Source organism: Curvibacter sp. EU05-FHT14A10 (assembly GCF_058791075.1).
Genome location: NZ_JBYTDE010000005.1, coordinates 211055 through 230692 on the forward strand (window position 1 = coordinate 211055; position 19638 = coordinate 230692).

16 protein-coding genes are annotated in these 19638 nt (G+C 64.0%); 11 read left to right on the top strand and 5 right to left on the bottom strand.

What is annotated here, in order from left to right; translation table 11 throughout:
* Positions 1 to 134 precede the first annotated feature (134 nt).
* Positions 135 to 1121 carry a Bug family tripartite tricarboxylate transporter substrate binding protein gene (locus AC3WUT_RS11660; protein ID WP_492347238.1) on the bottom strand — a complete coding sequence of 329 codons (987 nt, stop codon included), beginning with the start codon at positions 1119 to 1121 and terminating at the stop codon, positions 135 to 137.
* 31 nt (positions 1122 to 1152) lie between these two features.
* On the bottom strand, positions 1153 to 5037 hold the full coding sequence (locus AC3WUT_RS11665; RefSeq protein ID WP_492347239.1) for a DUF3683 domain-containing protein: 3885 nt from the start codon (positions 5035 to 5037) through the stop codon (positions 1153 to 1155).
* A gap of 439 nt (positions 5038 to 5476) precedes the next feature.
* On the opposite strand from AC3WUT_RS11665, the gene ugpB reads away from it, so the two are divergent.
* The 5 genes from ugpB (at position 5477) to ugpQ (ending at position 10514) form a co-directional block, all read left to right on the top strand.
* Positions 5477 to 6784: a sn-glycerol-3-phosphate ABC transporter substrate-binding protein UgpB gene (gene ugpB / locus AC3WUT_RS11670; RefSeq protein ID WP_492347240.1), complete on the top strand. Its 1308-nt coding sequence runs from the start codon at positions 5477 to 5479 to the stop codon at positions 6782 to 6784.
* A 147-nt stretch (positions 6785 to 6931) separates the two neighbouring features.
* On the top strand, positions 6932 to 7813 hold the full coding sequence (gene ugpA, locus AC3WUT_RS11675; protein WP_492347241.1) for a sn-glycerol-3-phosphate ABC transporter permease UgpA: 882 nt from the start codon (positions 6932 to 6934) through the stop codon (positions 7811 to 7813).
* Positions 7814 to 7861: 48 nt separating this feature from the next.
* Positions 7862 to 8710: a sn-glycerol-3-phosphate ABC transporter permease UgpE gene (ugpE, locus tag AC3WUT_RS11680; RefSeq protein WP_492347242.1), complete on the top strand. Its 849-nt coding sequence runs from the start codon at positions 7862 to 7864 to the stop codon at positions 8708 to 8710.
* Between the two features lie 12 nt (positions 8711 to 8722).
* Complete coding sequence (ugpC, locus tag AC3WUT_RS11685; RefSeq protein ID WP_492347243.1) at positions 8723 to 9739, top strand: sn-glycerol-3-phosphate ABC transporter ATP-binding protein UgpC; 1017 nt, start codon at positions 8723 to 8725, stop codon at positions 9737 to 9739.
* 25 nt (positions 9740 to 9764) lie between these two features.
* Entirely contained in the window at positions 9765 to 10514 is a 750-nt protein-coding gene (ugpQ, locus tag AC3WUT_RS11690; RefSeq protein ID WP_492347244.1) for a glycerophosphodiester phosphodiesterase, read from the top strand.
* A gap of 68 nt (positions 10515 to 10582) precedes the next feature.
* Here ugpQ and AC3WUT_RS11695 read toward each other — a convergent pair whose 3' ends face one another.
* A complete protein-coding gene (locus AC3WUT_RS11695; RefSeq protein ID WP_492347245.1) occupies positions 10583 to 10861 on the bottom strand; it encodes a hypothetical protein in 279 nt (92 codons plus the stop codon).
* 120 nt (positions 10862 to 10981) lie between these two features.
* On the opposite strand from AC3WUT_RS11695, the gene hemA reads away from it, so the two are divergent.
* From hemA to paeA, 6 genes are all read left to right on the top strand, one after another.
* Positions 10982 to 12256 carry a glutamyl-tRNA reductase gene (gene hemA / locus AC3WUT_RS11700; RefSeq protein ID WP_492347246.1) on the top strand — a complete coding sequence of 425 codons (1275 nt, stop codon included), beginning with the start codon at positions 10982 to 10984 and terminating at the stop codon, positions 12254 to 12256.
* Positions 12257 to 12375: 119 nt separating this feature from the next.
* A complete protein-coding gene (gene prfA, locus AC3WUT_RS11705; protein ID WP_492347247.1) occupies positions 12376 to 13461 on the top strand; it encodes a peptide chain release factor 1 in 1086 nt (361 codons plus the stop codon).
* Entirely contained in the window at positions 13458 to 14300 is an 843-nt protein-coding gene (gene prmC, locus AC3WUT_RS11710; RefSeq protein WP_492347248.1) for a peptide chain release factor N(5)-glutamine methyltransferase, read from the top strand. Before prfA ends, prmC begins: the two co-directional genes overlap by 4 nt.
* Positions 14301 to 14348: 48 nt before the next feature.
* On the top strand, positions 14349 to 14675 hold the full coding sequence (gene grxD, locus AC3WUT_RS11715) for a Grx4 family monothiol glutaredoxin (protein ID WP_492347249.1): 327 nt from the start codon (positions 14349 to 14351) through the stop codon (positions 14673 to 14675).
* A 130-nt stretch (positions 14676 to 14805) separates the two neighbouring features.
* On the top strand, positions 14806 to 15801 hold the full coding sequence (locus AC3WUT_RS11720; RefSeq protein WP_492347250.1) for an AAA family ATPase: 996 nt from the start codon (positions 14806 to 14808) through the stop codon (positions 15799 to 15801).
* 73 nt (positions 15802 to 15874) lie between these two features.
* A complete protein-coding gene (paeA, locus tag AC3WUT_RS11725) occupies positions 15875 to 17176 on the top strand; it encodes a polyamine export protein PaeA (protein ID WP_492347251.1) in 1302 nt (433 codons plus the stop codon).
* 31 nt (positions 17177 to 17207) lie between these two features.
* Here the strand turns inward: paeA and AC3WUT_RS11730 are convergent, their stop codons facing one another.
* A complete protein-coding gene (locus tag AC3WUT_RS11730) occupies positions 17208 to 17852 on the bottom strand; it encodes a lytic transglycosylase domain-containing protein (protein ID WP_492347252.1) in 645 nt (214 codons plus the stop codon).
* Positions 17853 to 17879: 27 nt separating this feature from the next.
* Entirely contained in the window at positions 17880 to 19625 is a 1746-nt protein-coding gene (locus AC3WUT_RS11735) for a proline--tRNA ligase (RefSeq protein WP_492347253.1), read from the bottom strand.
* Positions 19626 to 19638 lie beyond the last annotated feature (13 nt).

Below are 19638 nucleotides of genomic sequence, written 5' to 3' on the forward strand. Positions count from 1 at the left end.
TGAAACCGCCTGGAGCGGCACAGCCCGCATTGTCCCACCACCCGCAGGAAGCCTGCGACAAGAAGGGGCAAATCGGCCAGGCCAGGCCTCCTCGAACCTGACCCGCGTCAAGGCGGCCCCTCAAGTCAACCCACTCACTGAGGCTGGAACCCGCTGGATTTGATGATGCGCGCCCAGGTCTGGGCATAACTGCGCTCGCGGGCAGCCAGTTGAGCCCCGGTCGAGTAGCCCACGCTCAGGCCCATGGCCGTCAGGCGCTCATGCACATCCGCCTGGGCCAGCACCTTGGCGAGTGCGGCAGAAAACTGGTCCAGCGAGGCCTTGGGCGTGCCAGCGACAGCGAAGATGCCGTAGTAGGGCACATCCTCAAAGCCGGCCAAGCCCAGCTCAGCAAAGCTGGGCACATCCGGCAGGGCCGCCTGACGCTTGTCACCCAGCACGGCCACCACGCGCAGCTTGCCGGCACGGTGGTTCTCGATGAAATCTGGCACTGAGGCAACGCCCGCACCGATCTGATTGCCCAGCATGTCGGCCAACATGGGCGCACTGCCACGGTAGGGCACCGAGACCAGGTCCAGCTTGTTCTTCTCGCCAATCACCTTGACCAGGAATTCCGGCACCGAGGCCGGTGCCGGCACCCCGACGTTGCCCTTGCCGCCCGCCGCATGCACCGCCGCCACGTAGTCCTTGAACGACTTGGCTGGCGTGCCGCTCGACACCGCAAAGGCATTCACAAAAGTGGCCAAGCCGCCCACAGCCACGAAATCGTGCGCCGGGTCGAAGCCGGGGTTCTTCACCACCAGCGGCAGGATGGAGATGGTGTGGTCATGGCTCAGGAAATAGGTGCTGCCGTCCGGGGCCGAGGCCTTGAGGGCCTGTGCCGCGACCTGCCCCCCCGCACCGGGGCGGTTGTCCACCACCACCGGTACACCGAGCTCGTCCTTGAGCCTGTCGGCCAGGGTACGGGCGATCACATCGGTACCCCCGCCGGCCGGAAAACCCACCAACAGACGGATGGGTTTGGCAGTCTGCGCCCCGACCAGGCCGGCGGCCGTGAGGGCTGCGGCGGCCACCAAGCCGCGCAGGGTGTTGACCATCAGGGCTCGACGAACAATCGACATGACATGCTCCACAACAAAGTTGACGACGAAATCAGACCAGCACGCGCTCGATGCCGCCGGCATTGGCAGCGGACACGTACTGCGGCAGCCAGTCGGCGCCCAGGATCTGCTGAGCCATCTCGATCACGATGTAGTCGGCCTCCAGCAGGCCGGTGTTCAGGTCATCGCCGTAGCGGGTCAGGCCTTGCAGGCAGCTCGGGCAGCTGGTGAGGATCTTGACATTGTCTTTCGGCCCGACGGCGCCCGAGGCACGCAAGGCGGCCTCACCCTTTCGGATTTCCTCTTCCTTGCGGAAGCGCACCTGGGTGGAGATGTCGGGGCGGGTCACGCCCAGGGTGCCCGACTCGCCGCAGCAACGCTCGCTCTTGAGCACCTTGTCACCGATCAGGGCCTTGACGGTCTTCATCGGGTCCTGCAGCTTCATGGGGGTGTGGCAGGGGTCGTGGTACAGATAGCCCACACCGCCGCCCGAGGTGTCGAGCGTGATGCCCTTTTCGAGCAGGTACTCGTGGATGTCGATGATGCGGCAGCCCGGGAAGATCTTCTCGAACTCATAGCCCTGCAACTGGTCGTAGCAGGTGCCGCAGCTCACCACCACGGTCTTGATGTCGAGGTAGTTGAGCGTGTTGGCCATGCGGTGGAACAGCACCCGGTTGTCGGTGATGATCTTTTCCGCCTTGTCGAACTGGCCGCTGCCGCGCTGCGGGTAGCCACAGCACAGGTAGCCCGGCGGCAGCACGGTCTGCACCCCGGCGTGCCACAGCATGGCCTGGGTCGCCAGACCCACCTGGCTGAACAAGCGCTCCGATCCACAGCCCGGGAAATAGAACACGGCCTCGCTGTCCGCGGTGGTGGCCTGCGGATTGCGGATGATGGGCACGTAGTCCTTGTCCTCGATGTCGAGCAGGGCGCGCGCCGTCTTCTTGGGCAGGTTGCCCGGCATCTTCTTGTTGATGAAGTGGATGATCTGCTCCTTGATCGGAGCCGCCCCCACCGTGGCCGGCGGCGCACCGGTCTGCTTGCGGGCCAAGCCTTTCAGCAGATCGTTGGCCACCCGCTGCGCCTTCATGCCCACGCCCACCATGGCCGAGCGGGCCAGCTTGATGGTTTCGGGGTTGGTGGCGTTGAGCATGAACATGGCCGCGGCATTGCCCGGGCGGAAGCTCTTCTGCCCCATCTTGCGCAGCAGGTTGCGCATGTTCATGGTGACGTCGCCAAAGTCGATCTTCACCGGGCAAGGGCTGAGACACTTGTGGCACACCGTGCAGTGGTCGGCCACATCTTCGAACTCCTGCCAGTGCTTGATCGACACACCCCGGCGGGTCTGTTCCTCGTACAGGAAGGCCTCGACCAGCAGCGAAGTGGCCAGGATCTTGTTGCGTGGGCTGTACAGCAGGTTGGCACGCGGCACGTGGGTGGCGCACACCGGCTTGCACTTGCCGCAACGCAGGCAGTCCTTGACCGAATCGGCGATGGCGCCGATGTCGCTTTGCTGCATGATCAGCGACTCATGGCCCATCAGGCCGAAGCTCGGCGTGTAGGCATTGGTCAGGTCGGCGTGCAGGGTTTCGAGCGTACCGGCCGGGGCACGCAGAAGTTTGCCCTTGTTGAACCGGCCTTCGGGGTCGACCTTCTGCTTGTACTCGGTGAACGGACGCAGCTCGGCATCGCTGAGGAATTCGAGCTTGGTGATGCCGATGCCGTGCTCACCCGAGATCACCCCATCGAGGCTGCGGGCCAGCACCATGATGCGGGCCACGGCCTCGTGGGCGGTCTGCAGCATCTCGTAGTTGTCACTGTTGACCGGGATGTTGGTGTGCACGTTGCCATCACCGGCGTGCATGTGCAGCGCCACCCAGACACGGCCCTTGAGCACGCTCTGGTGGAGGGTGTTGACTTCGTCCAGGATGGGCTTGAACGCCGCGCCAGTGAAGATGCCCTGCAGCGGGCTGCGGATCTGCGCCTTCCAGCTGGCACGCAGGCTGTGATCCTGCAATTGCGGGAACAGGGTGTCGACGTCATTGAGCCAGCCCGCCCACAGGTCACGGGTTTCCTGCAGCACCGCGATGGCCTGGGCCACGCGCTGTTCGAGCAGTTCGGGCGAGGGCATCTCGCTGGCGTCGTCGGCCTTGCCCAGGGGCAGCTTGCCTTGCTTGAAGAAGGCCTCCAACTCGTGGCACAGCTTGAGCTTGTTGCGCAGCGACAGTTCGATGTTGATGCGCTCAATGCCGTCGGTGTATTCGGCCATGCGCGGCAGCGGGATCACCACGTCTTCATTGATCTTGAAGGCGTTGGTGTGACGGCTGATGGCAGCCGTCTTCTTGCGGTCAGCCCAGAACTTCTTGCGCGCCTCGGCGCTGATGGCGATGAAGCCCTCGCCATGGCGCGAGTTGGCGATGCGCACCACTTCGGAGGTGATGCGGGCCACGTCGTCGGCGTTGTCGCCCGCGATGTCGCCGATCAGCACCATCTTGGGCAGGCCGCCGTTGCCCTTCTTGCTCTTGGTGGCATACCCCACCGCCTTCAGGTAACGGTCATCCAGGTGCTCCAGACCGGCCAGCAACACGCCGCTGCGCTTTTGCTCGGCGAACATGAAGTCCTTGATCTCGACGATGCTGGGCACCGCATCCTTGGCATTGCCGAAAAACTCAAGGCACACCGTGCGGGTGTGTTCAGGCATGCGGTGCACCACCCAGCGCGCGCTGGTGATCAGGCCGTCACAGCCTTCTTTCTGGATGCCCGGCAGGCCGGCCAGGAACTTGTCGGTCACGTCCTTGCCCAGGCCCTCTTTGCGGAAGGTCTTGCCCGGAATCACCAGGCGCTCGGTGCGCACCGGGGTCTTGCCGTCGGCTTCGAAATACTTCAGCTCGAAGGTCGCCACCTCGGCGTCGTGGATCTTGCCCAGGTTGTGGTCCAGTCGCGTCACCTCCAGCCACTGGGCATCGGGGGTGACCATGCGCCAGCTGGCCAGGTTGTCCAGGGCGGTGCCCCACAGCACGGCCTTCTTGCCGCCTGCATTCATGGCGATGTTGCCGCCGATGCACGAGGCTTCAGCCGAGGTCGGGTCGACCGCAAAGACAAAACCACCTCGCTCGGCGGCGTCGGCCACGCGTTGCGTGACCACACCGGCTTCGGTCCAGATGGTGGCCACCGACTCGGCAATGCCGGGCAGCTGCACCTTCTCGACCTCGGTCATGGCTTCGAGCTTTTCGGTGTTGATGACCACGCTCTTCCAGGTCAGCGGGATGGCGCCACCGGTGTAACCGGTGCCACCGCCACGCGGGATGATGGTCAGCCCCAGCTCGATGCAGGCACGCACCAGGGCCGCCATCTCGGCCTCGGAATCCGGGGTCAGCACCACGAAGGGATATTCCACCCGCCAGTCGGTCGCGTCGGTGACGTGGGCCACACGCGACAGGCCGTCGAACTTGATGTTGTCTTTGGCCGTGACCTTGCGCAGGCGCTTGCTGACCTGGGCGCGCAGGGTGGCGGCCTCTTGAAATGCCGCATCGAAGGTCTTGACGGCCTGTTCAGCCATGCCCAGCACCTCGCCCACCAACGCATCGCGGGCAGCGTCATCACCCGGGGTGCGCCTGCGCTCGATCTCGCCCAGGCGGTGGCGCAAGGCCTCCACCAGCAGGCCACGGCGCTTGGGGTTGTCCAGCAGGTCGTCCTGCAGGTAGGGGTTGCGCTGCACCACCCAGATGTCGCCCAGCACCTCGTACAACATGCGGGCAGAACGGCCGGTCTGGCGCTCACCGCGCAACTGGCTCAGCAGCTCCCAGGCCCGCGAGCCCAGCAGGCGGATGACGATTTCCCGGTCGGAAAACGAGGTGTAGTTGTACGGAATTTCGCGAAGTCGGGCAGGCTCTGCGGCCTGCGACAAGATGGCGGCCAACGCGGTGGGTGCATTCATGGAGTAAACCTGGGGGGTGGGCATGGACATGCCCATGGACCTTGGGGCCCGGATTTTACGGTACCGGGAAGAAGGGCTCGGATGGAAGGCAGGAAAGCCCGCCGCCAACCCGGCCAGGGCGTCAAAGCCAGCGCCGGGATCGCCAGGAGGACGCACGCACCGACGCCAGCACCCGGGCGGGCTGTTGAGGCAGATCGGACAAGAGCGTGAGCAGTGAGGTCATGGCGGGCATCAGGGTCAGGCAGGGCCTGAATCGAAACTGTTGCAATGCACAATTTAACGCATCCACCCAATCCTTGACGAGTTTCAGGGTTATCTGCGGCAGGGGCCCAGGGAATCTCCGGATGGAGTGATTGCAACACGTATGACAAAACCGACTTCCTTTTGTCACACCTTGCGACTAGCATCCGCGCTTTTCGTACCCCCCGCAGGAGATTGCATGAAATTCCGCAACCTGGCCCTCGTGGCCGCGCTGGCCACCGTGATCGGTGCACCCGCCCAGGCCCAGACCGAGATTCAGTGGTGGCACTCGATGGATGGCGCCCTCAACGACTGGGTCAATGACCTGGCCAAGCAGTTCAACGAGAGCCAGAGCGAATACAAGGTGGTGCCCACCTACAAGGGCGAGTACGACCAATCGATGGCCGCAGGCATCGCTGCCTTCCGCGCCGGCAATGCCCCCGACATCCTGCAGGTGTTCGAAGTGGGAACAGCCACCATGATGTACGCCAAGGGTGCCGTGAAGCCCGTGGCCGAAGTGATGAAGGAAGGCGGCGTCAAGTTCGACCCCAAGGCCTACATCCCAGCGGTGGCCGGCTATTACACGGCCCCCAATGGCCAGATGATGTCGCTGCCCTTCAACAGCTCGACCACCGTGTTCTATTACAACAAGGACGCTTTCAAGGCGGCCGGCCTGGACCCCGAAAAAGCCCCGGTGACCTGGCCCGATGTGGTCTCGGTCGCCGCCAAGCTCAAGGCCAGCGGCAGCAAGTGCCCCTTCACCACTTCGTGGATGACCTGGGCCCAACTGGAAAGCTTCTCCACCTGGCACAACACCAGCTATGCCAGCAAGGGCAATGGCTTTGGCGGTCTGGACGCCCGCCTGGAGTTCAACTCGCCCCTGCATGTGCGACATTTCGAGAACCTGGGCAACATGGCCAAGCAAGGCCTGTTCGTCTACAAGGGGCGCGCCAGCAAGGCGATCACCTCGTTCACCTCGGGTGAATGCGCGATGTTCGTGGGTTCGTCGGGCAGCTACGCCAGCATCCAGCGCGACTCCAAGTTCAAGTTTGCCGAATCCACCCTGCCCTACTACCCCGATGTGCCGGGCGCACCGCAGAACACCATCGTGGGCGGCGCCAGCCTGTGGGTGCTGGCAGGCAAGCCAGCAGCCCATTACAAGGGCGTGGCCTCGTTCTTCAACTTCCTGTCCAAGCCGGATGTGCAGGCCGCCAGCCACCAGCGCACCGGCTACCTGCCCATCACCACCGCCGCTTTCGAGCTGACCGAGAAGTCGGGTTTCTACAAGAAGAACCCGGGCACCGACGTGGCCGTGAACCAGATGATCCGCAAGACCACCGACAAGTCGCGTGGCGTGCGCCTGGGCAATTTTGTGCAGATCCGCGCCATCCTGGACGAGGAAACCGAACAGATCTGGACCGGCAAGAAGACAGCCAAGGAAGCCCTGGACACGGCCGTGACACGCGGCAACGAGCTGCTGGTGAAGTTCCAGGCCGCCAACAAATAAGCCGCTCAGGCGACAAGAAGGCCCGTCAGGCTGCGTTATGCTGCCTGCCCTTCACAAACGTGCATGCGCCCAAAGGGGCGCTGCACGCCCCTTGACAGCCCGCCCGCCACCAGCGGACGGGCTGTTTGACTCACCAGGGCACCCTCCATGGAAAAACGAGTTTTATTCAGGTCCGGCTGGCTGCCTTGGGCCTTGCTGGCACCCCAGCTGATCATCGTCGGCGTCTTCTTCTTCTGGCCCGCAGGCCAGGCCTTGATCCAGTCGCTGCAGCAACAGGATGCCTTTGGCACCACCGTGACCTGGGTCGGGCTGGACAACTTCCGCACATTGTGGGCGGATGCCACCTACGTGGAATCGTTCGAGACCACGCTGATCTTCTCAGCGCTGGTGACCGTGCTGGGCCTGAGCCTGGCCTTGCTGCTGGCGGTGTTTGCCGATCGCATCACGCGGGGGGCCACGTTCTACAAGACGGTGCTGATTCTTCCGTATGCCGTGGCGCCGGTGGTGTCAGGCCTGCTGTGGTCTTTCATGTTTTCGACCTCGATCGGGGTGGTCAGCTATGGCCTGCGCCAGATCGGTTTTGAATGGAACCACCTGCTCAACGACCAGCATGCCATGGCGCTGGTCGTGATGGCCTCGGTGTGGAAGCAGATCTCGTACAACTTCCTGTTCTTCCTGGCCGGGCTCAGCGCCATTCCCAAGTCGCTGATCGAGGCTGCGGCCATCGATGGCGCAGGCCCCTGGCGTCGTTTCTGGAGCATCCAGTTCCCGCTGTTGTCGCCCACCACCTTTTTCCTCGGCGTGATCAACATGGTCTACGCCTTCTTCGACACCTTCGCCATCATCGACGCCACCACCCAGGGCGGGCCGGGCAAGGCCACCTCAACCTTGGTCTACCGGGTGTATTTCGACGGTTTCCGCGGCATGGACTTCGGCGGCTCGGCCGCCCAGTCGGTGGTGCTGATGGTGATCGTGGTGGCCCTGACCATCGTGCAGTTCCGCTATGTCGAAAAGAAGGTGCAGTACTGATGAAGCCCGCCCGCCCTTCCCTTTTCGCCCAGCCCGGAGGCCGCCGTCATGGTTGAACGCAATCCCGCCCTGAACGTGCTGGCCCATCTGGTCATGATCGTCGGCGTGTTGATCGTCGCCTTTCCGATCTACCTGGCTTTTGTGGCCTCCACCCACACCGCACCCGAGATCATGCAAGCCCCCATGCCGCTGTGGCCGGGGCACAACTTCTGGGCCAGCTACGAGGCGGCACTGCGTGGCTCGGGCCGCATCAGTTCCACGCCCCCGGTGGCCCGCATGATGTGGGTGAGCTTGGTGGTGACCATGATCATCACCGTGGGCAAGATCAGCATCTCGCTGCTGTCGGCCTTTGCGGTGGTGTATTTCCGCTTCCCGCTGCGCAACCTGTGCTTCTGGTTGATCTTCATCACGCTGATGCTGCCGGTGGAAGTGCGCATCGGCCCCACCTACCAGGTGGTGGCCGATCTGGGCATGATCAACACCTACGCCGGCATGTCGGTGCCGCTGATCGCCTCGGCCACCGCCACTTTTCTGTTCCGGCAGTTCTTTCTGACGGTGCCCGACGAACTGGTCGAGGCCGCCCGCATCGACGGCGCAGGCCCGATGCGCTTCTTCAAGGACATCCTGGTGCCCCTGTCGGCCACCAGCATTGCTGCCCTGTTCGTGATCCAGTTCATCTATGGCTGGAACCAGTACCTGTGGCCCCTGATCGCAGCCACCAGTGAAGACATGTACCCGGTGGTGGTCGGCATCAAGCAGATGATCGGCGCGGGTGAATCGCCCGTGGACTGGAACGTGGTCATGGCCACGGCCGTGCTGGCCATGCTCCCCCCCGCCGTGGTGGTGGTTCTGATGCAGAAATGGTTCGTCAAGGGCCTGGTTGATACCGAGAAATAAGAGAGCAACACGATGGCTTCCATTTCCCTTCGCAACGTCGTCAAACGCTATGGCCAGGGCCCCAAGGCCAACCAGGTGATCCACGGCGTGAACGCCGAGATTGCCGACGGCGAGTTCATCGTCATCGTCGGGCCCTCGGGCTGCGGCAAATCCACCCTGCTGCGCATGGTGGCCGGTCTCGAGGAAATCAGCGGTGGCGAGATCGCCATCGGCCCCCGAGTGGTCAACCAGCTCGAACCTGCCGAGCGCGACATCGCCATGGTGTTCCAGAACTACGCGCTGTACCCGCACATGAGCGTGTTCGACAACATGGCCTATGGCCTCAAGATCGCCAAGGTCCCCACGGCGGAGATCAAGCAGCGCGTGGACAAGGCGGCCACCATTCTGGAGTTGGGCCACCTGCTGCAGCGCAAGCCGCGTGAGCTGTCGGGCGGCCAGCGCCAGCGTGTGGCCATGGGCCGGGCCATCGTGCGCCAGCCTCAGGTGTTCCTGTTCGACGAGCCGCTGTCCAACCTGGACGCCAAGCTGCGCAGCCAGACCCGCCTTGAGATCCAGAAGCTGCACCGCGAGCTGGGCATCACCTCGCTGTTCGTGACCCACGACCAGGTCGAGGCCATGACGCTGGCGCAACGCATGATCGTGATGAACGCCGGCGTGATGGAACAGTTCGGCACGCCCGAAGAGATGTACCACCGCCCGGCCTCCACGTTTGTGGCCAGTTTCATCGGATCCCCCTCCATGAACCTGCTGAAACACGCCCCCGGGACCCGCGAAGGCGTGATCACGGGCATCCGCCCCGAGCACCTGGACGTGACGAGCACAGGCTGGGCCGTGACGGTGGAAACCACCGAGCTGCTGGGTGCCGAACGGCTGATCTACGGCCGACTGGGCCAAGGTTCGGCCCAGGAGCAACTGATCGTGCGCATCGAGGAAAGCGCCCAGGTGCCTGCACCTGGCAGCTTGATCCACGTGGCGCCCCGTGAAGACCGCATCCACCATTTCGACGCCGCCACCAGCAAGCGTCTCTGACCCAGACTTCTGCCTTCGCCTTGCCATGAACCCCAGCCTTCCCCACTGGCCCTACCCCCGCTGGATTGCCCACCGTGGCGCCGGCAAGCTGGCCCCCGAAAACACCCTGGCCGCGTTCCGGCACGGTGCAAGCTTCGGCTACACCATGTTCGAATGCGACGTGAAGCTGAGCGCCGACGGCGTGCCGTTTCTGCTGCACGACGCCTCCTTGCAGCGCACCACCAACAGCCGCGGCATCGCCGGTGACCTGAGTTACGGCGAACTGGCCCAACTGGATGCCGGCAGCTGGCATTCGCGCACTTATGCGGGCGAGGTCATCCCGAGCTTCGAAAATGTGGCACGTTACTGCCTGCACAACGGCTACTTTCTGAACATCGAGATCAAGCCCACCCCCGACACCGAGCGCGCCACCGGCGAAATCGTGGCCGCCTATGCCTCGCACCTGTGGGCCTCGGCTTCGGAGCCGCCGCTGTTGACCTCGTTCAAGATCGAGGCCTTGGAAGGCGCTGCCGCCACCGCCCCGCACCTGCCCCGCGGACTGCTGGCCGACACGCTCTTTCGCGGCTGGCTGGAGAAGGCTGTGGAACTGGGCTGTGTGGCCGTGGTCCTGAATCACGCGCTGTGGGATGCCGACACCGTGGCCAAGGCCCAGGCTGCCGGCCTTCGAACGCTGAGCTACACCGTGAACGACGAATGGGCCGCGCAACGGCTGATCGAACTGGGTACCGACGGCATCATCACCGACCGGGTGGACCTGTTCAGCCCGCAGGGCTGAGGCCAAACCAGTCGGCCCGCCCCGGTCTCTGGACCTCAATTGACCGATATCAAGAAAACCCGTTTTCCTCAGCGGCGCCAGGCGCCCTGCAAAAACCACTGGCTGGTGGTCACGGACAGCACCAGCAGGCCATAGCCCGCCACCTTGCCATCGCGCCCCAAAATCAGCACGGCCAGCATCAACGCCAGCACACCGACAGCAAAATTGATAGCAAGCTTCCAATGCCAGGCAAGGCGAAAGGGGCTTTCGCCGCCCAAAATCGGGCTGACCAAAGTGAGCAACACCGACACGCAAAGTGCCGGTGCAACAAAGTTGGCCAGGTGAAAAAGCAACTCGATGGGGCCCATGTTGATCAGGTTCTGAGGCCCTGACCCGGGTCATTCAAGACCATGCGGGACAATGGCGGCCATAGGAAAGGGCAAAGATAGCGCGCCCGCCTCGACCTCGATCAATTTTATAATCATCCGATGGCAGCAGTCTGGGCTTTGGGCATCAACCACACGACGGCACCGCTCGATCTGCGCGGTCGCTTTGCCTTTGCCGTCGATCAAATGGCTCCCACGCTGCATGGCCTGCGAGAATCCTTTGGCAACCAGCGCCACCCGGACGTCGAAGCCGCCATCATCTCCACCTGCAACCGCACCGAGATTTACTGCGCAGGCGACCAGCAGGCACTGGACCACACTCTGGGCTGGCTGGCCCAGACCGGCGGGGTGACCCCGTCGGTGCTGCGCTCACATGCCTACCTGTTGCAACACGACGAAGTGGCGCGCCACGCCTTCCGCGTCGCCAGCGGGCTGGACTCGATGGTGCTGGGTGAGGCCCAGATCCTGGGGCAGATGAAAGACGCTGTGCGTGCCGCCGAAAGCGCTGGTGCACTGGGCACGACGCTGAATCAGCTGTTCCAGCGCAGTTTTGCCGTGGCCAAAGAGGTGCGCAGCTCGACCGAGATCGGCGCCCACTCCATCAGCATGGCCGCAGCTGCCGTGCGCCTGGCCGGTCAGCTGTTCGAAGACCTGAGCAAGATCCGCATCCTGTTTGTGGGCGCGGGCGAAATGATCGAACTGGCGGCCACCCACTTCGCGGCCCGCAACCCCAAGGCCATTGCCATTGCCAACCGCACCCTGGAGCGCGGCGAAAAGCTGGCCGGACGGTTTGGGGGCGAGGTGATGCGACTGGCCGACCTGCCCACCCGGTTGCACGAATTTGATGCCGTGATCAGTTGCACGGCCAGCACCCTGCCCCTGATTGGTCTCGGTGCCGTGGAGCGCGCCCTCAAGCAACGGCGCCACCGCCCCATGTTCATGGTTGACCTGGCAGTGCCCCGCGACATCGAGCCCGAAGTCAAGGCCCTCGAAGACGTCTACCTCTACACCGTGGACGATCTGGCCACCGTGGTGCAGACCGGCCAGGCCAACCGGCAGGCTGCCGTGGCCCAGGCCGAAGCCATCATCGACGCCGGCGTGCAGAGTTTTCTGCACTGGATGGACCAGCGCGGCACCGTGCCCTTGATCCGGCAGCTCAACAGCCAGGCCGAAGCCTGGCGCGAAGCCGAACTGGCACGTGCCCGCAAGCTGCTGGCGCGCGGCGAAGATGTCGAGGCCGTGCTGCAAGCCATGGCCAAGGGCCTGACCCAGAAAATGCTGCACGGCGCGATGGCCGAGTTGCACACCGGCGATGGCCCGTCGCGCGAACGCGCCAGCCAGGCCATCCAGCATTTCTTCCTGCGCAAAGACCGTTAGCGGCGCAGGTGTGGCGCGGCCCTGTGGCCCGACCTGCTTGCTCTTGCGCCTGCTCGGGCGCAAGCCTTCTCCAGCCTGCCGCTTCTGATGCAACAGCCAGCGGCCCTGCAAAGTGCCCCATGAAAGACTTCCTACGCCAGCAACTTGAACGCTATGCCGCGCGCCTTGAGGAGCTCGACTTTCTGCTGTCGCGCGAAGACATCATGGGCGACATGGCGCAGTACCGCACGCTGTCGCGCGAACACGCCGAGGTCACCCAGGTGGCCGGGCGCTACCAGCGCTATCGGCAGTGCGAATCCGACCTGAAGACCGCCCAAGAGATGCTGACAGACCCGGACATGGCTGACATGGCCCGGGAAGAGATTGCGAGCGCCAGCGAAGAATTGCTGAAGCTTGAAAGCGAGTTGCAGCGCCTGTTGCTGCCCAAAGACCCTGACGACGCGCGCAATGCCTTTCTGGAGGTGCGCGCCGGTACGGGCGGCGATGAGTCGGCCCTGTTCGCGGGCGATCTGGCACGCATGTACACGCGCTACGCCGAGCGTGCCGGCTGGCGTTGCGAGATCGTCAGCGCCAACGAAAGCGAACTCGGGGGCTACAAGGAACTGGTCTTGCGCCTGGAGGGTGAGCAGGTCTACGGCGCGCTGAAGTTCGAATCCGGCGGTCACCGGGTACAGCGGGTACCCGCCACCGAGACCCAGGGCCGCATCCACACCAGTGCCTGCACCGTGGCTGTGCTGCCGGAACCCGACGAAGCGCAGGCCGTGCAGATCAACCCCGCCGATTTGCGCATCGACACCTTCCGTGCCAGCGGCGCCGGCGGCCAGCACATCAACAAGACCGATTCGGCCGTGCGCATCACCCACTTGCCCACCGGCATCGTCGCCGAATGCCAGGACGACCGCAGCCAGCACCGCAACAAGGCCAAGGCCCTGCAGGTGCTGTCGGCGCGCATCCAGGAAAAGGAGCGCAGCGAGCGCGCCGCCAAGGATGCCGCCCTGCGCAAGGGTTTGATCGGCAGCGGCGACCGCAGCGACCGCATTCGCACCTACAACTTTCCGCAGGGCCGACTGACGGACCACCGCATCAACCTCACGCTTTACAAGCTGGGCGCCATCATGGAAGGCGATCTGGCCGACGTGCTGGCGGCGCTGCGCGCCGCCCACGAGGCCGAACAACTGGCCGAACTGGAAGTGGGGCTGTCTTGAACGCGCGGCCAACCCTTTCCCGTGCCCTGCGCGAGCTCCAGGAGCAGGGCCTGCCCAGGCTGGAGGCCCAGATGCTGGTGTTGCTGGCCGTGCAACGGGCGCCGCACGACCGAGGCTGGCTGATGGCCCACGACACCGACACGTTGACCGAGACGCAACAAGCCCACCTGGCCGGAGTCGTGGCCCGCAGACTGGCAGGCGAACCGATGGCCTACCTCACGGGCAGGCACGAGTTCTATGGGCTGGACCTGGCCGTGGATGCCCGGGTGCTGGACCCGCGCGACGACACCGAAACCCTGGTCGACTGGGGCCTGGAAGTAATGGCCCCATGGCCCCGCCCCAGGGTGGCCGACCTGGGCACCGGCAGCGGTGCGATCGCACTGGCGGTGGCCAGCCAGCGCCGAGATGCCGAGGTCTACGCCGTGGATGCCAGCGCCGAGGCCTTGGCCGTGGCCACGGGCAATGCCCAGCGCCTGGGCCTGGCAGTGTGCTTTCTTGAGGGCAACTGGTGCGCACCACTGGGTGATGCGCCCTTCGCCTTGCTGCTGTCCAACCCGCCCTACATTGCCGACCACGACCCGCATCTGCCGGCACTGCGTCACGAGCCGCTGCAGGCCCTGGTGAGCGGGCCCGATGGCCTGGATGACCTGCGGCGCATCATCACGCAGGCCCCCGCACACCTGATGGCGGGCGGGTGGCTGCTGCTGGAGCATGGCTGGGACCAGGCCCCCCAGGTGCGCGAACTGCTGCAAGCCCGGGGGTTTGAACAGGTGCAAAGCCGCAAAGACCTCGCCGGCATTGAGCGCTGCTCGGGCGGACTCTGGCCAGGACTGAGATAATCTGTCGCTATCTGCCCGCACACCGGGCCCGCCCCAAGAGGAAACTTCATGAGCAACACCCAACAACGCATCGATGACCTGGTCAAGAACAGCCCCGTGCTGCTGTTCATGAAAGGCACTGCCAGCTTTCCCCAATGCGGCTTTTCCGGCCGCGCCATTCAGATCCTCAAGGCCTGCGGCGTCGACCCCAAGAGCCTGAAGACCGTGAACGTGCTGGAAGACCCGGAAATCCGTCAGGGCATCAAGGAATACAGCCAGTGGCCCACCATTCCGCAGCTCTACGTGAAGGGTGAGTTCATCGGCGGCTCGGACATCATGATGGAGATGTACGAATCGGGTGAGCTGCAACAGGTGATCGGCGGCCAGCCCGGCTGAGCCCTGCCCCCACCCTCTCGAAAAGCCACTGTCTACAGTGGCTTTTCTGCTTCTGGCGTCAGCGCCAGCGCTTGAGGACGGGCACGGCTTGTGCTTGAATCAAAGCGTGTGTCCTGATCTGGAGAGCGTCATGGAATCCCGCAGCCTTGTCCCCCATTCGACCGCTTTCAAACTGCCCATTGCCCAGATGCGCAGCGTGTTCGAACCCTCGGAAGTGGAACGCAAGCTGGCCAAGCTCAGCGAGCGCGAACATGAATCCCTGCGCAGCACCTACCAACGCATGCTGGAGCGCGGGCCTGATCGCTTCGAGGTTCGTCCCTGCGGGGTTCCGGAGATGACACCTCTTTATGAGGCCTTGCCCAACTTCACCGAGGTGCTGGATGACGTCAAGCGCCACCTGGCCCTGTCTCAGGACAGCCGTGACGGCCTGGAGGTGACCCCCATGCTCCTGCTGGGAGCCCCAGGCATTGGCAAGACCCATTTCGCCCGTCAACTGGCCGAATTGCTGGGCACAGGCATGTCACTGGTGCCGATGAGTTCGATGACGGCGGGCTGGCTGCTCTCCGGTGCGTCGTCTCAATGGAAGGGTGCGCGGCCCGGCAAGGTGTTTGAAGCCCTGGTCGACGGTCAGTATGCCAACCCGGTGATCGTCATTGACGAGATCGACAAGGCCAGCGCCGACGCCCAGTACGATCCACTGGGAGCGCTTTACAGCCTGCTCGAGCATGACACAGCAGGCCGTTTTGTGGATGAGTTTGCCGAAGTGTCGATCGATGCCAGCCGGGTCGTCTGGATCACCACAGCGAACGATGCGCGCGCCATTCCCGAGCCCATTCTCAACCGCATGAATGTTTTTGAGATCGAGCCGCCGACGCCGGAGCAGGCCCGGGAAATCGCCCGCCGGCTGTACCTGTCGATCCGCGGCAGCCACGATTGGGGCCGCCACTTTGCGGAAGAGGCCCCGACGTCGGTCCTTGATGTGTTGGCCGAAATGGCCCCACGCGACATGCGACGTGCCTTGATGACGGGCTTTGGCAATGCACGGCTCGATGGGCGTGACGAGCTGCAGGTGGATGACTTGCCACGCGGTGGCCCGCAACGTCGCCGCATGGGCTTTGTCCAGTGAGTGGGGCGACCCAACGGCATCTGGCCGCTAAACTGGGGGCACGGCGGTCACCGACTGCCGCAAAGCCCGTGACATGAACCTGAGCCAAAGTCTGCTGCTCATCCTGGCCTTGATTGCAGCCAGCGCGTATTTCTCGATCGCCGAAATCTCGCTGGCGGCCTCGCGTCGCCTGCGGCTGCGGCAGATGGCTGATGCCGGTGACCTGCGCGCTGAGCAGGTGCTGCGCCTGCAGGACGAACCCGGCCCTTACTTCACGTTGGTCCAGATCGGATTGAACGCGATCGCCATCGTGGGGGGTGCCGTCGGCGAAGGGGCCTTGAGCCCCTTCTTCAGCGAGCTGATGGCACTTTGGCTGCCCGGTGAAACCGCCTCGAAGGTCGGCGCCGTGCTGTCCTTCATCGTCGTCATCGGGCTGTTCATCGTCTTTGCCGATCTGCTGCCCAAGCGCCTGGGCATGAGCGAGCCCGAGCGGGTGGCGGTTCGACTGGTCGGCACGATGCAAGGCCTGATGACCCTGTTCAAGCCCCTGGTCTGGTTGCTCAGCCATCTCACCGATCGGCTGTTCTCCCTGCTGGGCCTGCCTGCAGCGAGAGACGAGCGCATCACTCCGGCCGACATTCTGGCCATGACCGAGGCGAGTGCCCGATCGGGCCTGCTGGCTGAGCGTGAACATCAGTTGATCACCAATGTGTTCGAGCTCGACAGCCGCAGCGTGACCAGCACCATGACGCCACGAGAGCGCATGGCCTGGTTCCGGGTGGATGACCCGGAACCCGTGATACGGGCCCGCATCCTGGCAGCGCCCTATTCAAGTTACCCGGTCTGTCGGGACGGCTTGGAACAGGTGCTGGGCTATGTCGATGCCAAGGACCTGTTCCAGCGTGTGCTCAACGGCCTTCCGCTCGACCTGAGCAGTGAGGGGCTGTTGCGCAAGATCCTGGTGGTGCCCGATCGACTCAGTGTGGGTGAAGTCCTGGCCCTGTTCAGGGAAGCTCACGAAGACTTTGCGGTGATCGTGAACGAGTACAGCGTGGTGATGGGACTGGTGACGCTCAATGACCTGATGAGCACCGTGATGGGGGATCTGGTGGATCAGCAGGATGAAGACCTGATCGTGCAGCGCGATGAGAACTCGTGGCTGATCGACGGCATGACGCCGATCGCCGATGTGCAGAGGGTGCTTGAACTGGACGCCCTGCCCCATGCCGACCAGTACGACACGCTGGCCGGCTTTCTGATGGAGATGCTGCGACGCATTCCAAAGCGCACCGATGCCGTGATCTGGGAGGGCTTCCGCTTTGAAGTGATGGACGTGGACAGCTACCGGATCGACCAGGTGATGGTGACCCGCCTGCCCTCAGACAGACCCACGTGATGTCGGCCCGAAGTGCCCGAAGTGGCGGGCCTCAGGCCTGGGCCGGCGATTTGACGGGGTCTGCGAACACCCAGTGGCGCTGGGCCCCGAACACGGCGCCCGGGTATTGCGGCTTGCCGCGGCTGCCGTTGTAACGCCCCAGGGCCAAGTAAAGATCACCCTGCTCTCGGTCAAGATAATGGCGCAGGATCACGCAGCCAAAGCGCAGGTTGGTCTGCAGGTGGAACAGCTTGCCCGGGTCTCCATCGCCGATCACCCGGGTCCAGAAAGGCATCACCTGCATGTAGCCGCGAGCGCCCACGGGGGACACCGCGAATTTGCGGAAATTACTTTCCACCTCGATCAGGCCCAGCACCAGCGAGGTGTCCAGGCCAGCCCGGCGGCTTTCATACCAGACCGTCTGCAAGAACTCCTTGCGCACCAGCCACTCAGGCTTGCGCCGCCAGAGCCGGTCGCTCATGGCCGCCAACCAGCGCAGGTAGACCAGGCGCCCATCGGTATCGACGAACTCAGGCACGGGGGGGGCCTGCTGGGCCACCGCCGAACTCAAGGCGGTGCGCACGGAGTCAATCAGGGGTTCTTCCGCCTGGGCTCCGGCGCGCGCCGATTCAGACCACAAGAACAGAGAAGGCCCGGCGGCCAAAGCGGCCAGGCTTTTTCGCCTTGAAATCAACATGCCATCATCCTCAACCCAGCGCGGCGCTCAAAGAGCCAGTCGCTCCTTCAAGTGAGCCAGCACATCCGCGGCAGCGATCTTGGTGGCCGCCGTGTCGCGGCGGTGTTGATACTCGACCTGACCTTCCTTCAGGCCCCGGTCCGACAGCACCACGCGGTGCGGCACGCCGATCAGCTCCCAGTCGGCAAACATGGCTCCAGGGCGTTCGCCACGATCGTCCAGCAGCACATCCACCCCCAATGCCAGCAGGTCGGTGTGCAACTGCTCGGCGGCAGCCTTGACCTCGGCACTGCGGTCCATGCCGATCGGGCAGATCACCACCGTGAACGGCGCAATCGCATCGGGCCAGATGATGCCGCGCTCGTCGTGGTTCTGCTCGATGGCCGCCGCAGGCAGGCGGGTCACGCCAATGCCATAGCAACCCATTTCGAAGAACGCAGGCTTGCCGTCTTCGCCCAGGAAGGTGGCATTCATGGCCTTCGAGTACTTGGTGCCCAGGTAGAAGACATGGCCCACCTCGATGCCACGCTCGATGGCCAGCACGCCCTTGCCATCGGGTGAGGCATCGCCTGCCACCACATTGCGCAGGTCAGCCACCAATTCGGGCTCGGGCAGGTCGCGCCCCCAGTTCACGCCGGTGATGTGGAAGTCGATCTCGTTGGCACCGCAAATCCAGTCGGCCATCACCGCGACCTCACGGTCAGCCACCACCTTGACAGGCTTCTGGAGGTTCAACGGGCCCAGGTAGCCGGGCTTGCAGCCGAAGTGATCTTCGATCTCAGGCACGGTGGCAAAACGGAAGCCGCCTTCCATGCCGGGCAGCTTGCCGACCTTGACTTCGTTCATGTCATGGTCGCCGCGCAACAGCAGCAGCCAGATCTGACTGCGCGTGATCTCGCCGTGTTCGTTCAGTGTGTCGGTGGCGAGCACCAGCGATTTGACGGTGGTTGCCAAAGGAACGTTCAACAGCTCGGCCACGTCGGCACAGGTGCTCTTGCCTGGGGTGGCCGTCTTGGCGAGGGCGGCAGCGGCGGCGGGGCGTGGGCCAGCCGGAGACAGGGCCTCGGCCTTTTCGATGTTGGCGGCGTAGTCGCTGTCCGGGCAGTAGACGATGGCGTCTTCGCCCGTTGCGGCAATCACCTGAAACTCTTCACTCAGGTCACCCCCGATGGCACCACTGTCGGCCGCCACGGCACGGTAGGTGAGCCCGAAACGATCGAAGATCCGCCGATAGGCCTGGGCCATGATCTGGTAGCTGGCCTTGGCCGCCGCTTGGTCACGGTCAAAACTGTAGGCATCCTTCATGATGAACTCGCGACCGCGCATCAGGCCGAAGCGTGGGCGGCGCTCGTCACGGAACTTGGTCTGGATCTGATAGAAGTTCTTGGGCAGTTGCTTGTAACTGCGCAATTCCTGGCGAGCAATGTCGGTAACCACTTCTTCGGAAGTGGGCTGGATCACGAAGTCGCGGTCATGACGGTCTTTGATGCGCAGCAGTTCGGGGCCCATTTTTTCAAAGCGGCCCGTCTCCTGCCAAAGCTCGGCGGGCTGAACCACCGGCATGGTCACCTCCACGGCGCCGGCCCGGTTCATCTCTTCGCGCACGATCGCCTCGACCTTTCGGATGACACGCAAGCCGATGGGCATGTAGTTGTACACACCGGCCCCCAGCTTCTTGATCATGCCGGCGCGGGTCATCAGTTTGTGGCTGACAACCTCCGCATCGGCAGGCGCTTCCTTGAGGGTGGAAATGAAGAATTGGGAGGCTTTCATCTGGAGGAATGCG

Excerpts from the sequence above, each read along its gene's own strand:
- AC3WUT_RS11695 (WP_492347245.1), bottom strand. The coding sequence starts at position 10,861 with ATGGGCCCCATCGAGTTGCTTTTTCACCTGGCCAACTTTGTTGCACCG.
- prfA (WP_492347247.1), top strand. The coding sequence starts at position 12,376 with ATGAAAGACTTCCTACGCCAGCAACTTGAACGCTATGCCGCGCGCCTT.
- AC3WUT_RS11665 (WP_492347239.1), bottom strand. The coding sequence starts at position 5,037 with ATGAATGCACCCACCGCGTTGGCCGCCATCTTGTCGCAGGCCGCAGAG.
- ugpE (WP_492347242.1), top strand. The coding sequence starts at position 7,862 with ATGGTTGAACGCAATCCCGCCCTGAACGTGCTGGCCCATCTGGTCATG.
- ugpA (WP_492347241.1), top strand. The coding sequence starts at position 6,932 with ATGGAAAAACGAGTTTTATTCAGGTCCGGCTGGCTGCCTTGGGCCTTG.
- ugpC (WP_492347243.1), top strand. The coding sequence starts at position 8,723 with ATGGCTTCCATTTCCCTTCGCAACGTCGTCAAACGCTATGGCCAGGGC.
- AC3WUT_RS11735 (WP_492347253.1), bottom strand. The coding sequence starts at position 19,625 with ATGAAAGCCTCCCAATTCTTCATTTCCACCCTCAAGGAAGCGCCTGCC.
- ugpQ (WP_492347244.1), top strand. The coding sequence starts at position 9,765 with ATGAACCCCAGCCTTCCCCACTGGCCCTACCCCCGCTGGATTGCCCAC.
- paeA (WP_492347251.1), top strand. The coding sequence starts at position 15,875 with ATGAACCTGAGCCAAAGTCTGCTGCTCATCCTGGCCTTGATTGCAGCC.
- hemA (WP_492347246.1), top strand. The coding sequence starts at position 10,982 with ATGGCAGCAGTCTGGGCTTTGGGCATCAACCACACGACGGCACCGCTC.
- AC3WUT_RS11730 (WP_492347252.1), bottom strand. The coding sequence starts at position 17,852 with ATGTTGATTTCAAGGCGAAAAAGCCTGGCCGCTTTGGCCGCCGGGCCT.
- AC3WUT_RS11720 (WP_492347250.1), top strand. The coding sequence starts at position 14,806 with ATGGAATCCCGCAGCCTTGTCCCCCATTCGACCGCTTTCAAACTGCCC.
- AC3WUT_RS11660 (WP_492347238.1), bottom strand. The coding sequence starts at position 1,121 with ATGTCGATTGTTCGTCGAGCCCTGATGGTCAACACCCTGCGCGGCTTG.
- grxD (WP_492347249.1), top strand. The coding sequence starts at position 14,349 with ATGAGCAACACCCAACAACGCATCGATGACCTGGTCAAGAACAGCCCC.
- ugpB (WP_492347240.1), top strand. The coding sequence starts at position 5,477 with ATGAAATTCCGCAACCTGGCCCTCGTGGCCGCGCTGGCCACCGTGATC.